1 protein-coding gene is annotated in these 15,736 nt (G+C 75.0%); it reads right to left on the bottom strand.

Annotated elements, in window-relative coordinates; genetic code table 11:
• Positions 1-107: 107 nt before the first annotated feature.
• Positions 108-15,677, bottom strand: coding sequence for a non-ribosomal peptide synthetase (locus tag IF55_RS05440; protein ID WP_030876086.1), 15,570 nt, complete (start codon positions 15,675-15,677; stop codon positions 108-110).
• Positions 15,678-15,736 lie beyond the last annotated feature (59 nt).

Raw genomic sequence — 15,736 nt, forward strand, 5'->3', positions numbered from 1 at the left:
CGTGTTCTCCTCACAACCATTCGTCCTCGTCGGGTATCGCGCTCGGTCGGTTGTCGCGCTCGGTCGGTTGTCGCGTTTCACCGCTCGTCATCGCTTGTCATCGCTCGTCATCGCTCTTCATCGCTGAATCCGGCTTCGAGGTCGTCGATCTGGCTCTGGGCGAGGCCGAAGAGGGAGAAGTCGGAAGGGGTGTGGCCGCCCGCCGCGGGGTCGGTCGTGTGGGCCGCCAGGCCGCTCAGCAGGTCCAGCCAGTCCTGGCCCAGGCGTCGCGCGGCGGTGTCGTCCAGCAGGCGGCCGGACCAGCTCAGCGTGAGGGTCAGGTCCGGTCCGCCGGGGGTGTCCCGTACGAGAGCGGCCGCCGCCAGGGCGTCCGGGGCGGGCCGGACGCCGTCGGGACGGCCGTCGGCGGCCGACTCGGCGGTCAGTCGCCAGGCGCCCGGCGCCGGTCCGCTCCCGGGAGCGGTGGCGTGGTGGTGGGTGAAGAGGAGCCGGGGTTCCGCCGCCGCGCCGTGCCGTGGGCGGGTCGCGTGCGGCGGCCCCTCTGCGGGCACCGCGCGCGACTGCTCCTTGACCGCCTTGAGCAGCGTGCCGGCCGTCGGGCCGCCCGCCAAGGCGTCGTCCAGGTCGGCGGCTTCGGCCAGGTCGAGCCGTACGGTGCGGGTGCCGGCGAACCGGCCCACCGTCCGCGACACGTCCAGCTCGCCTGCCCACGGAGCCGGTTCCCGTCCGTCCGTACCGACCTCCACCTCCACGGTGGCACCGGGCCCCGTGGCGCCGGACTCCGTGGCGCCAGGCCCCGCGGTCGTCCGCCGGCGGACGACCGCGGCCGCCAGAGCCGCCAGCAGCGCCTCGCGGACTTCGCAGTGGAAGGCGGCCGGCGTCCGGTGGACCAGTGTGTCCGCCGCGCCCTGGGGGACGGTCCACGACCGGCGGTGCCGGGGCGCGGCCAGGTCTCCGGCCACGGCCGCCGGGTCTTCGGCCGCCGTCGCCCGATCCTCGGCCGCCGACGCCCCGCCCTCGGCCGCTCCGGTACGGCCCTCCGTCACGACGGTACGGTCCTCGGCCCCGGTGTCCGGGTCCTGGTCCTGGTCCTGGTCCTCCGACACGACGGTACGGTCCTCGGCCCCGGTGTCCGGGTCCGGGTCCGGGCCCGGCTCGGGCGTGCGGGCGGACAGCGCGCCCGCCCACCGCCTGAAGGACGTAGGGGCCGGTTCGAGCGCCGCTTCCCGCCCGGCCGCCACGTCCGCGCAGGCCGCGGCCAGGTCCGTGACCACGATGCGCCAGGACGCGGCGTCCACCACGAGGGGGTGTGCCGCCAGCACCAGGCGGCCCGGCCGTGCGGGGCCGGTGTCCGCCCACACGGCGCGGAACATCGTTCCCGTGGCGGGATCGAGCCGTTCCACCGCCTCGTGCGCGGCCCGCTCGGCGGCCTCGTCCAGGCCCTCGTCGGGCACCTGTGCCGCGTCGACGCGGGTCAGGATCGCCGCGGCGGCCACCGATCCGGGCTCCGGCACCGTGAGCGCCGTCCCCGTCCCGCCGGGCGCCGTCCGGGCCCGCAGGATGTCGTGTGTGTCCAGTACGGCGCCCAGCCCGGCCAGCAGCGTCTCCCAGGTGAGCCCGGCCGGAGTGGCGACGGCCACCCACTGTGCGAGGTCCGCGCCGGGAGCGTGCTCGCCCAGCGCCCGCATCGCGGGCGTCGGGGCGATCTCGCCCACGGCCGCGTCCTCGGCGCCCGGCGCGGCCTCGCCGCCGGCCGGCGCCACGAGCCGCGCCAGGCGCTCCGGCGTCCCCTGCTCGAAGACCTGGCGCGAGGTCATCACCAGCCCCGCGCGCCGGGCGCGGGCGGCCAGTTGCATCGCCATGACGGAGTCGCCGCCCGCTTCGAAGAAGTCGTCGTCGGCGCCCACCTCTTCGACGCCGAGCACCTCCGCGAACAGGGCGCACATGACCGCCTCGTCCCGGGTACGCGGCTTCCGGCCGGAGGTCTGCCCCGCGTAGTCGGGGGCGGGCAGCGCCTTGCGGTCGGTCTTGCCGTTGGGGGTGAGCGGCAGCCGGTCCAGCGGCACGATCGCCGACGGGACCATGTACTCCGGCAGCCGCTCGGCCACGTACTGCCGCAGCTCGGCCTGGAGCGCGCCGGTGCCGCGCCCCGCGCCCGGGTCGTTGGTCCAGGCGGACAGCGGGACGTCATCGCCCCCGCCGCCGGCCGGCTCGTACAGCTCCACCGGGGCGGCGGACGCGGCCAGTTCGGACCGTACGAACACGATGTCCAGCGCCTCCGGCGTACCAGTGGACCAGGTGGCGCCGACCCAGTAGCCCAGCCGTTCGCCGAGGTCGTGGAAGTCCTCGACGTCCGGGACTCCGTTGTCCGCGACGCCGTTGTCCGAGGCTCCGTTGCCCGAGGCGCCGCCGCCCGGGGCCCCGCCGCCCGCGCCGCCGTCGTCCGGGGCGCCGTTGTCCAGGACGCTGCGGTCCGGGACGGAACCGTCATGCAACGGGCCGTCGAGCAGTCCGTCCAAGGAGGTGCCGTCCCGTACGGCGCGGGCGAGCGCGGCCTCGCGCGCCACCCGGCTGTTGGGCACCCCGGTGACGCGCAGCCGGTCCGGCCGCTCGCCCTCCAGGTGCCGCGCCAGCCCGGCGAGCCCCCGGCCGCCCCGACCACCGTGACCACCCGGCCCGCCCTGGCCGCCCTGGCCGACCTGGCCGACCTGGCTCCCCGGTCCGACCTGGCCAACCTGGCCGCCCGTCCAGGCGCGTTCCGGCGCGCCGCTCAGCGCGAGAAGGGAGGCCCCCTTCTTGTGCAGCGTCACGTCGTACCGGTACCGGCTCAGCTCGTTGTGGTACCGGCCGCGCTTGATCCGTATGTCCACCCCGCCGATGTCCGGCAGCCGTTCGCGCAGGGCCGTGAAGAACTCCGGGTCGACCAGCAGTTCCCGCTCCAGCACCACACTGTGCTCCACCGCGCCGCGCAGCGCCGCCACGTCGCCGGGGTCCTGCGCCCTGCGCGCCTGTACGGCGGTGGCCAGGGTCCGCAGCAGCCGCGCGTTGCGCACATCGCCGACGAACAGCGCCCCGCCGGGGGCCAGCAGCCGCAGCGCCCCCTCCAGCACCTCTCGCAGGTAGCCGGCGTTGGGGAAGTACTGCGCCACCGAGTTCAGGACGACGGTGTCGAAGTGGCCGTCGGGCAGGCCGTCCGTCTCGTGGGCCGCCTGGGTCCGCAGCTCGACCCGCCCGGCCAGCGCCGGGTCCCGGTCGACGTGCCGCCGCAGTTCCTCGATGGCCGACGCGGAGAAGTCGGTGGCCCAGTACGCCTCGCAGTCCGGTGCGATATGGGAGAGCAGCAGGCCCGTTCCCACGCCGATTTCGAGCACCCGGCGCGGGCGCAGCGTCCGTATTCGCGCGACGGTCCGCGCGCGCCACTCCCGCATCTCGGGCAGCGGTATCGGAGAGCCGTCGTAACTGCTGTTCCAGCCGGCGAAGTTCTCCCCCAGCACGCCGGACTCCGGGTTGGCGTGCAGCGTGTCGTACAACTGCCGCCACTCACCGACCTGTTCGCCCTCCACCCCTTCGTCGCGCCCCCGGTTCGCGGTGTCCACGACGACATAGCCGACCAGCCTGCTGTCGCCGGGCCGGTCCTCGCGGGCCATCACGACGGCCTGGCCGACGGCCGGGTGCGCGGCGAGCGCGGACTCGATCTCGCCCACCTCGATCCGGTAGCCGTGGAACTTGACCTGCGCGTCGGCGCGCCCGGCGAAGACCAGCTCACCGCCGCCGGTCCAGTGCGCCAGGTCGCCGGTGCGGTACATCCGCTCGCCGGGCGCGTACGGGCAGGCCACGAAGCGTTGCGCGGTCAGCGCCCGCCGTCCCAGGTAGCCGCGGGCCAGGCCCGCTCCGGTGACGTACAGCTCCCCGGTCACGCCGGGCGGCACCGGCTGAAGGAAGGGGTCCAGCACGAACGACCGGGTGTTCGCCAGCGGCCGGCCGATGGGCACCACGTCCCCGCCCGGTGCCAGCGGCCCGCTCATCGCCGCGCACACCGTCAGCTCGGTCGGCCCGTACGCGTTGATCATGCGCCGCCCCGCCGACCACCGCTCGACCAGCGCCGGCGGGCATGCCTCGCCCGCCACCACCAGGGTCCGCAGACCCTCGGTCAGCGTCTCCTCCGCCGCCAGCACGGTCGGCGGCACCGTCGCGTGCGTGACGTCCCACGCGCGCAGCGCGGCGGCCAGCGACACCCGCGGCGGCAGCCCGTCCGGGCCGGGCATCAGCAGGGTCGCACCCGACAGCAGCGTCACGCACAGCTCGGAGACCGCCGCGTCGAAGCTCATCGACGCCATCTGGAGGACGCGCGACCCGCCGTCCACGGCGAACCGTTCGGCCTGCGCCCGCGCCAGGTTGCCGAGGCCCGTGTGCGGGACCACGACGCCCTTGGGGAGCCCGGTCGAGCCGGAGGTGTAGATGACGTACGCGGCGCTGTCGGCGCGCAGCGGGGCGCGCCGTTCGCCGTCCGCCACCGGGGCGTCGGCGTACTCCGCCACGGTCGCGGCCACCGCCGGGTCGTCCAGGACGACCGTGCGTCCGCCGTGGCCTTCGGGGACCGCGTGCCGGGTGCCGGCGGTGCACAGCACCACCGCCGGGTCCGCGTCCCGGAGCAGGAAGGCGACCCGCTCCACCGGGTAGTCCGGATCGACCGGCACGAAGGCGCCACCGGCCATGGAGACGGCGAGCACCGCCCGTACGGACGCCACCGACCGCTCCGTCAGCACCGCCACGCGGCGCTCGGGGCCCACCCCCGCGTCGATCAGGTACCGCGCCAGCCGCCGCGCCTGCCCGGCCAACTCGCCGTAGGTGTAAGAGATCTGCTCCCCTGAAGACTGGGCGCCCACCACCGCCGTCGCCTCCGGCGAGGCGGCCGCCTGCCGCTCGAACAGCACCGGCAGCGGCTCCGGCGCCCCGGGGGCCGCCGTACGGTTCCACTCCTCCACCACCGGCGAGCGGCCGGCATCGTCCAGCGCCGCGATCCGGCCCACGGGCAGCGAGGGGTCCGCCACCACCTGTTCCAGCGTGCGGATGAGCGAGGCCAGCGTGGACCGCGCCCAGGCATGGCCGAAGACATCGGGGCGGTAGAGGAAGTCGCCCTGGTACCGCTCTCCGGGGGCCACGATCCAGGCCAGCGGGTAGTGGCCGCGGTCCTCCGGCACGCCGCCCGGCCGGATCGTCAGCGAGCCCGGCTCGGCGGGCTCCTCCGGCCCGCGGGGGTAGTTCTCGTACACCACGATCGTGTCGAACACCGCGCCAGGACCGGCCAGTTGATGGATCTCCGGCAGGCCGATGTGCTGGTGGGCCAGGAGCGCGGAGCGGCGCTCCTGAATGCCGGCTAGCAGCTCGCCGACGGGCTGTCCGCCCTCCAGAGCGACCCGGACCGGGAGGGTGTTGATGAAGAGCCCGATGATCGATTCCACGCCCGGCAGCTCCGGAGGCCGTCCGGCGACGGTGGTGCCGAACACCACATCGGTACGGCCGGTCAGCCGCGCCAGCTCCAGCGCCCAGACGCCCTGCAGCACGGTGTTCACCGTCAGGCCGCGCCCGCGGACCAGTTCGGTCAGGCCCCGGCTCAGCTCGTCGGACAGCTCGAAGCGCACCCGCTCCTGCCCGATCGGCGCCCTGACCAGCTCCGGGGACACCACCTCGGTCGGCTCGTCCACGCCCGCGAGCTCCGCCCGCCAGGCGCGGCGCGCGGCGTCCTTGTCCTGCCGGCCCAGCCACGCCAGGTAGTCCCGGTAGGAGGCCGGGGCCGGCAGCGTCCGGTCGTCACCGCCCGCCTTGTAGACGGCGGACGCCTCGTCGATCAGCACCGGGAGGGACCAGCCGTCCGTGAGGATGTGGTGGCTGGTCAGCACCAGTTGGTGCCGGTGTGCGCCGAGGCGGATCAGCAGCAGCCGCAGCAGCGGCGCCTCGGACAGATCGAGCCGGTGCGCCCGCTCCTCCTCCGACAGCCGCTCCGCCTCGGCCGCCGCCTCGTCCTCCGGCAGCCCTGACACGTCCGCCTCCCGCCAGCGCAACGGAACGTCCCGCCGGACCACTTGTACGGCCGCGCCCGAGGCGAGCTGGTGGAAGCTCGCCCGCAGCGCCGGGTGGCGGCGCTGCACCGTCTCCCACGACGCCCGCATCCGGGCGGCGTCCAACGGCCCGTCCAGGTCCAGCGTCCGCTGGCCCGCGTAGATGTCCGGGCCGTCCTCGTCGTAGGAGGCGTGGAACAGCAGCCCTTCCTGGAGCGGCGAGAGGGGCCAGATGTCCGCCAGCCCCGGCACCGCGGACTCCAGTTCGGCCACGCTCTCCTGGTCCAGGGCCAGGAGCGGGAAGTCGGACGGGGTGTGCCCGCCCGCGCCGGGCGTGGTGGTGTGGGCGGCCAGGCCGCCGAGCATCTCCAGCCAGCCCCGGCCCAGGCGCTCCGCCTCGGACTCGTCCAGGGCACCGGACGGCCAGCCCAGCGTGAGCGTCACGACCGGCCCGGCCGGGCCGTCCTGGACGACCGCGTTCGCCTCCAGCGTGTGCCCGGCCGCCATCTCGGGCGCGACCGCGCCCGCCATCGCCGTGTCGCCCGCCAACTGCCATGCTTCTACGTCGCCTTCGGCCACGGGTCCGGTACCGAAGCGGCCCAGGTAGTTGAAGCCGATCTGCGGGACGGGCAGCGCCGCCAGCCTCGGCCCCGTCTCCGGATTGAGGTACCGCAGCAGCCCGTAACCGAGCCCGTCACCGGGCACCGACCGCGCCTGCTCCTTGACCGCCTTCAGCAGCGCGCCCGCCGCCGGGCCACCGGCCGCCGCCTCGTCCGGATCCACACCGGCAGCGTCCAGCCGGACCGGATGCACGCTGGTGAACCACCCCACCGTACGGCTCAGATCGACCCCGTCGACCGGCTCCCGGCCATGCCCCTCGACATCGACCAGCAGCCCGGCGGGGGCGTCCTGGCCGCGCTCGTCCCGCCGCCGCGCGACGGCTCCGGCCAGCGCGGCCAGCAGCACCTCGTGCACGCCGCAGTGGAACGCCGCCGGGGCCCGTCCGGTCAGAGCCTCGGCTTCGGCCCGCGGGAGCGTCCACGAGCGGTGGCGCATGGCCGCCGCCGTGTCGCGCTCCGGGTCCAGGGCGCGCTCGCCCAGTAGCGGCTCGGGCCCCGCCAACAGAGCAGACCAAGCGTCCAGTTCGGCGACCCGCTCAGGGGCCGACGCCTGCTCGGACAGCACGGCGGACCACCGCCGGAAGGACGTACCCACCGGCTCAAGCGCCGGGTACTGCCCGGCCGTTACGGCCTCGCACGCCGCCTGAAGGTCCGGGAGCAGGATGCGCCAGGACACCCCGTCCACCGCCAAGTGATGCACCACCAGCACCAGCCGGCCCGTACGGTCGGGACCGGCGTCCACCCACACGGCCTGCACCAGCACCCCCGCGGCCGGGTCGAGCCGCCCGACGGCCTCGCGCGCCGCATGGTCCGCGATCCGGTCCAGCGCGTCGGTCTGGTACGGCGGTCCGGTCCGGCCCGGCCGATCGGCCCGGCCCCGGGTGGCGTCGACCCGCGTGATCAGGTCCGCGGCGGCCGGCTCCCCGGGCCCGGCCACCGTCAGCGTCCGCCCGCCGGGCGCCACCCGCGCCCGCAGCATGTCGTGCGTATCGAGTACGGCCCCCAGCCCGGCGGCCAGCGTGTCCGTCCCCAGCCCCGCCGGGGCCCCGACGACCGCCCACTGCGCGAACTCGCCGAGCGCGGCCTGCCCGCCCTGCGCCCGCATCACCGGCGTCCAGGGCAGCTCGCCCGCCCCCACGTCCTCGGCGGCGGGCCCGCCCTCCTCGATGGTCCGCGCCACGACCGCCAGCCGTTCCGGCGTCTTCTCGTCGAAGACCTGGGCCGGCGTCAGCACCACGTTGGACCGGCGGGCGCGCGCCACCAGTTGCAGCGACATGATCGAGTCGCCGCCCAGCGCGAAGAAGCTGTCCTCGACGCCGACCCGCTCCAGCCCCAGCACCTCGGCGAACAGCGCGCACAGGGTCTCCTCGGCGGGCGTACGCGGCTCCCGCGCCGAGACCTTCCCGGCGACGTCGGGGGCGGGCAGCGCGGCGCGGTCGACCTTGCCGTTCGCGGTCACCGGGAGCACGTCCAGCACCACCACCGCCGCCGGAACCATGTACTCGGGCAGCGCCGCGGCGACGTGCGCGCGTACCGACTCCTCGTCCACCACCCGCCCGTCGGGGGTCACGTACCCGACCAGGCGGCGCTCGCCGGGGCGGTCCTCGCGCGCCAGCACCACAGCCTGGCCGACCGCCGGATGCGCGGTCAGGACCGCTTCGATCTCACCGGGCTCCACCCGGTACCCACGGATCTTGACCTGGCCGTCGGCCCGGCCGACGAAGACCAGCTCGCCGTCGTGCGTCCACCGCACCTGGTCCCCGGTCCGGTACATCCGACCGCCGGGAGACCCGCCGGACGACCCAACGGACGACCCGCCCGCAGCCTCGGCGGCGAACGGGCAGGCCACGAACCGCTCCGCCGTCAGCCCCGCGCGGTCCAGATACCCCAGCCCCAGCCCCGTACCGGCGATGTACAGCTCCCCGACCACGCCCGGCCCCACCGGCTGCAGGAACGCGTCCAGCACATAGACCCGCCGGTTGGCCATGGGGCAGCCGATCGGCAGCACCTCGGACGGCCGGTACCCGGGGCCCACCGGGTGCAGCGTCGCGCAGAGGGTGATCTCGGTCGGCCCGTACGTGTGCTGCACGACGGTCTCCGGGCACGCCTCCCGCACCCGCGCGACCGCACCGGCCGGCACCACGTCGCCGCCGCTCATCACCCGCCGTACGCCCGCGAAGCATTCGGGCGACTCCTCCGCGATCACCCGGAACAGGCCCGCCGTGAGCTGCAGCGTGGTCACCCCGGCGGCCACCGCCGCACGTATCCGCCGCGCGTCCACCACGCCCGGCCCGGACACCAGCACCCGGCCGCCCACGGCCAACGGCAGCCAGAGGTCGAAGAGCGACGCGTCGAAGGCGTGCGGCGCGTGTGCCAGCACCGCCTCGCCCGCCTCGACGCACCACCCCGGGTCGCTCACCAGGCCCGCCACGCCTCCGTGGGGCACCATCACGCCCTTGGGCACGCCCGTCGAGCCCGAGGTGTACATCACGTACGCCAGATCGTCCGCGCCCAGCCGCACCGGCGGGGCCTGCGCCGGGCATCCGGCCACCTCGGCCGCCACCCGCGGGTCGTCGACGACCACCAGCCTCCCCGGAGCGTCGGCCGGTACGGCGGCCCGGCTCGACCTGGTGCACACCACGGCGGCGGGGGCCGAGTCGGCCAGCATGAACGCCACCCGCTCCGCCGGATATCCGGCGTCCACCGGTACGTACGCGGCACCCGCCCTCCACACCCCCAGCAGCGCCACCAGCAGCTCCGCCGAGCGCTCCATCAGCACGGCGATCCGGTCGCCGCGCCGCACGCCCCGCGCGGAGAGGTACGCGGCCAGCCGGGCCGACGCCGCGTCCAGCTCGGCGTAGGTGAGGGACTGTTCAGGGTCGGTGACGGCCAGGGCATGTGGTGTGCCGGCCACATGACGAGCGATCAGTTCCGGTACGGACTCGCCGGGCGTCGCGACCGCGGTGGCGTTCCACTCGGTGACCACCAGATCGCGTTCGGCCGCGTCGGACCGTACATCGATCCGGCCGACGAGCACCGCGGGGTCGGCCACCAACTGCTCCAGCACCCGCACGACCTGGCCCCCCAGCCGGCGGGCGACCTCCCGGTCGAAGAGGTCCGGCCGGTACTCCACCTGGATACGGAGCCGGTCGTCGGGGACAGCGCCGATCGCCAGCGCGTAGTGCGTCCCGGTCTCGATGCCCACCTGGGCCATCGCGATCTCGCGGCCCGCCCCGCCCGAAGGCGCGTCGGAGCGTACGCCGGAGGGCGCGTCGGAACGTACGCCGGAGGGATCGGAGCCACCCGCGGCCGGGTTCCGCGGGTAGTTCTCGAACATCAGCATCGTGTCGAAGACCGCGCCGGGCCCGGCGACCGCCTGGATCTGCGACAGCCCGAGATGCTGGTGGGCGATCAGCGCGGACTGGCGCTCCTGCAACCGCGCGAGCAGGTCCAGCACCGGCTGCGCGCCGTCGAGCCGCACCCGTACCGGCTGGGTGTTGATGAACAGGCCGATCATCGATTCGACACCGGGCAGCTCCGGGGGCCGTCCCGACACGGTGCCGCCGAACACCACGTCCGTACGGCCGGTCAGCCGCGCCAGCACCAGCGCCCACGCGCCCTGGAGCACGGTGTTCACCGTCAGGCCGTGGCCGCGGGCCAGCTCGCCCAGCGCGCGCGTCCGGTCCTCGGACAGCTCCGCCCAGCTCTCCTCCGCGGGCGCCGGAACCCGGCCCGGATCCGTCGGGGCCACCAGCGTGGGCTCCTCGGCCCCGGCCAGCTCCGCCCGCCACGCCTCTCGGGCGGCGTCCTGGTCCTGCCCGGCCAGCCACGCCAGATAGTCGCGGAAGGACACCGGGCGCCTGAGCCGCGAGGGGTCGCCGCCCGCGGCGTAGAGCGCGGACACCTCGTCGACGACGTTCGGCATCGACCAGCCGTCCAGCAGGATGTGGTGGCACGTCATGATCAGGCGGTGCCGTTCCCCGCCCAGGCGGATCAGCAGCAGCCGCATCAGCGGCGCCTCGGACAGATCGAGCCGGTGCGCCCGCTCCTCCTCCGACAGCCGCTCCACCTCGGCCGCCGCCTCGTCCTCCGGCAGCCCGGAGACATCGGCCTCCCGCCAGCGCAGCGGCACGTCCCGCCGGACGACCTGTACGGCCGCGCCCGACGCGAGGCGGTGGAAGCCCGCCCGCAGCGCGTCGTGCCGGGACACCAGCGCCTCCCACGCCGCCTTGAACAGGGCGGCGTCCAGCGGCCCGGTCAGCTCCAGCACCCGTTGGGTCCGGTAGATGTCCGGGCCGTCCTCGTCGTAGGAGGCGTGGAACAGCAGCCCTTCCTGGAGCGGCGAGAGGGGCCAGATGTCCGCCAGACCGGGGATACGGGCCTCCAGGTCGCTCACGCTCTCCTGGTCGAGGGCGAGGAGCGGGAAGTCGGAGGGCGTGTGTCCGCCCGCGCCGGGCGTGGCAGTGTGGGCGGCCAGGCCGCCGAGCATCTCCAGCCAGCCCCGGCCCAGGCGTTCCGCCTCGGACTCGTCCAGAGCGTCGGACGGCCAAGCCAGCGTGAGCGTCACCGTCGGTCCGCCCGGGGCGTCCTGGACGGCCGCGCCGGCCTCCAGGAGGTGCTGTACGGAGAGTTCCGGAGCGACCGAACCGCCGGCCGCCGCGCTACCCGCCAACTGCCAAGCTTTTACGGCGCCTTCGGCCACGGGGCCGGTGCCGAAGCGGCCCAGGTAGTTGAAGCCGATCTGCGGGACGGGCAGCGCCGCCAGCCTCGGCCCCGTCTCCGGGTTGAGGTACCGCAGCAGCCCATAACCGAGCCCGTCACCGGGCACCGACCGCGCCTGCTCCTTGACCGCCTTCAGCAGCGCACCCGCCGCCGGGCCACCGGCCCGCACCTCGTCCAGATCCACATCGGCAGCGTCCAGCCGGACCGGATGCACGCTGGTGAACCACCCCACCGTACGGGTCAGATCGGCCCCGTCGACCGGCTCCCGGCCGTGCCCCTCGACATCGACCAGCAGCCCGGCGGCCGAGGCGGTGTCTCCGCGCCAGCGCGCCACGGCACCGGCGAGGGCCGCCAGCAGCACGTCCTGCGTACCGCAGTGGAACGCTCCCGGGGCCCGGCTCACCAGGGTGGCCGCCTCCGCGTGCGGGAGCGTCCACGAGCGGTGGCGCATGGTCGCCGCGGTATCCCGCTCCGGGTCCAGGGCGCGCGCGCCCAGCAGCGGCTCGGGGCCCTCCAGCAGGGCGGCCCAGGCGTCCAGTTCGGCGACCCGCTCGGGGGCCGACGCCTGCTCGTACAGCATTCCGGCCCACCGGCGGAAGGACGTACCGACGGACTCAAGTCGCGCTTCCCGTCCGGCTGTTATGGCCTCACAAGCCGCCTGGAGATCCGGGAGCAGAATGCGCCAGGACACCCCGTCCACCGCCAAGTGATGCGCCACCAGCACCAGCCGGCCCGTACGGTCGGGGCCGGCGTCCAGCCACACCGCCTGCGCCAGCACCCCCGCCGCCGGGTCGAGCCGCCCCACCGCCTCCCGCGCCGCACGCTCCGCCGCCTCATCCAGGCCGCCGGTCACCGCCACCCGGCTCACTAGCGCGGCGGCATCCACCGCACCACGCTCACCTACCACCAGCACCTGCTCGGTGCCGTCAGCCACCACCCGGGCCCGCAACATGTCATGCGTATCCAGCACGGCACCCAGCCCGGCCACCAGCACCTCACGCGTCAGCCCTGCCGGAGCACCGACGACCATCCACTGCGCGAACTCCCCGAGCGCGGCCTGCCCGCCCAGTGCCCGCATCACGGGCAGCCAAGGCGCCTCCCCCACGCCCACGTCCTCGGCGGTGTGTCCGCTCTCCCCGGCGGCCTCCGCCGCCAGCGCCAGCCGCTCCGGCGTCCGCCGCTCGAAGACCTGGCGTGGCGTCAGCACCAGTCCGGCGCGGCGCGCCCGGGAGGCGAGCTGCATGGAGGTGATCGAGTCGCCGCCCAGCTCGAAGAAGCTGTCCTCGGCGCCCACCCGTCCGACGCCCAGCACCTCGGCGAACAGTGCGCACAGGGTCTCCTCGGCGGGGGTACGCGGTTCCCGCCCCAGGGCGCGTCCGGCGAAGTCCGGGGCGGGCAGCGCGGCCCGGTCCACCTTGCCGTTCACGGTCACCGGCAGCGCGTCCAGCACCACCACCGCCGCCGGAACCATGTAGTCGGGCAGCACCTTGGCCACGTACTCGCGAATCGGCCGCGGGTCCGCTTCCTGTTCCGCGTCGGGGACGACGTAACCGATCAGACGGCGTTCGCCGGGGCGGTCCTCGCGGGCCAGCACCACGGCCTGGCCGACGGCCGGGTGCGCGGTCAGGGCGACCTCGATCTCGCCGGGCTCCACCCGGAAGCCGCGGATCTTGACCTGCTCATCGGCCCGGCCGAGGAAGACCAGCTCCCCGTCGTCCGTCCAGCGCACCAGGTCCCCGGTCCGGTACATCCGCCCGCCGGACGACCCTCCGGAGGGCCCGCCGGAGGCCTCGGTGGCGAACGGGCAGGCCACGAACCGCTCGGCGGAGATGCCGGGCCGCTCCAGATAACCGTGCGCCAGGCCCGCGCCGGCGATGTACAGCTCACCCGTCAGGCCGGGCGGCAGGGGGTTCAGGAAGGCGTCGAGGACGTAGACCTGCCGGTTGGTGAGCGGGCGGCCGATCGGCAGCGCCTCCGGCGCCCCCTCCCCCGGCTTCAGGACATGCCAGGTCGCGCAGAGGGTGACCTCCGTCGGCCCGTACAGATGCCGCAACGACACCCCCGGGCACGCCTCCCGCACCCGCGCCACCGACCCGGCAGGCACCACATCACCACCCGTCAGCACCTCCCGCAAACCCGCGAAACACTCCGGGGACTCCTCCGCCAGCACCCGGAACAACCCCGCCGTCACATGCACCGACGTCACACCACCAGCCACCGCCGCACAGACCCGCTGAGCATCCACCGCACCCGGCCCCGCCACCACCACCCGGCCCCCCGCGGCCAACGGCACCCACACCTCGTACATCGAGATATCGAAGGCATGCGGGGCGTGCAGCAGCACCGCGCTCCCCGGACCCACCGACCACTCGCGCTCGCCCACGAGGGCAGCCACGCTCGCGTGCGGCACCGCCACACCCTTGGGCACGCCCGTCGAACCCGAGGTGTACATCACGTACGCCAGATCCTCCGCGCCGACCACCACCGGCGCCCCCTCCGCCAGGCACCCCGCCACCTCGGCCGCCACCCGCGGATCGTCCAGCACCACCAACCGTCCCGGCGCGTCCACCGGCACCACATCCCGACCGCGTACGGTGCACACCACAGCCGCGGGGCCCGAGTCGGCCAGCATGAACGCCACCCGCTCCGCCGGATACCCCACATCCACCGGCACGTACGCGGCACCCGCCTTCCACACCCCCAACAGCGCCACCAGCAGCTCCGCCGAACGCTCCATCAGCACGGCCACCCGGTCACCACGCCCCACACCCAGACCGGACAGATACCCGGCCAGCCGATCCGAGGCGGCACTCAACTCCGCGTAGGTGAGGGTGTGTTCGTCACTCGACACCGCCACCGCGCCGGGCGTGCGGAGCGCCTGGCCCGCGATCAGCTCAGGCACCGTCGCGGTAGGCGTCGGGTCGGCCGTGGCGTTCCAGCCCGCGACCACCCGCGCACGCTCCTCCGGTGTCAGCGCGTCGATGCGGCCCACCGGCGCCGTCGGGTCGGCCGCCATCTGCTCCAACACCCGTATCAGCCGCCGGAGAACGGACTCGGCGGTGGCGCGGTCGTAGACGTCGGGCCGGTAGTCGAGCTTGCAGAGCATCCGGTCGCCGGGGACCGCGGCGAGGGTGAGGGGGTAGTGGGCGGCTTCCGTCGCGCCGGCGTGGCTGATGGCGAAGGCGTCCGGACGGGGCGGCCCGGCGGGCGGGCGGGGGTAGTTCTCGTACACCACGAGCGTGTCGAACGCCGCGCCGGTACCTGCGAGTTGATTGATCTCCGACAGGCCCAGGTGCTGGTGGGCGCGGAGTGCGGACTGCCGTCGCTGCAGGCCGGTCAGCATCTCGGACAGCGGCTGCGCGCCGTCGAGCGGCACCCGCACCGGGACGGTGTTGATGAAGAAGCCGACCATCGACGCCACACCCGGCAGCTCGGCGGGCCGCACCGCCACCGTGGCGCCGAAGACGACGTCGGTACGCCGCGCCAGCCGGGCCAGCAGCAGCGCCCACGCGCCCTGTACGACCGTGTTCAGCGTCAGGTAGTGGTCACGGGCGAGCCGCGCCAGGGCCGTAGTGAGGTCCTCAGGGAGCTCGCTGATCAGGCTCTCGGGGACCACCGGCGGCCGGGCGGGGTCGGCCGGCGCCATCAGGGTGGGTTCCTCGGCCCCTGCCAGCTCCGCCCGCCACGCCCGGCGCGCGGCCTCCTTGTCCTGCCGCTTCAGCCACACCAGGTAGTCCCGGTAGGGCGGCGGGTACGGGAGCCCGCCGGGCTCGCCGTCCGCCTCGTACACCGTGGTCAGCTCCGCCAGCAGCACCGGCATGGACCAGCCGTCCATGAGGATGTGGTGGCTGGTGATGACGAGGCGGTGGCGCCGCTCGCCGAGGCGGATCAGCAGCAGCCGCAGCAGCGGCGCGACCGACAGGTCGAAGCGCCGCGCCCGCTCCCCCGCGGCCAGTTCGTCGATCCGGGCCGACGCGTCAGCCTCCGGCAGGTCCGTCACATCGGCTTCCCGCCAGGGGAGCTCCGCGTGGTCCGCGATGACCTGCACCGCCCCGCCCGACTTACGGCCGCGGATGCTCGCCCGCAGCACCGGGTGCCGGGCCACCAGCGTCTCCCATGACCGCCGCAGCCGCGCCGCGTCCAGCGGCCCGTCCAGGTCGAGGACCCGCTGCCCCTGGTAGACGTCCGGTCCCTGCTCGTCGAACGCGGCGTGGAACAGCAGGCCCTCCTGCAGCGGCGACAGAGGCCACACGTCCTCGACAACGGATCGGGGCATCGCTCTCTCCTCACAGCGGTTCACGGCAGTTCATAGCGGTTCGCGATGGTTCGCGGTGG

Origin of the sequence: Streptomyces varsoviensis (assembly GCF_000718635.1) — a bacterium.
Taxonomy (GTDB): domain Bacteria; phylum Actinomycetota; class Actinomycetes; order Streptomycetales; family Streptomycetaceae; genus Streptomyces; species Streptomyces varsoviensis.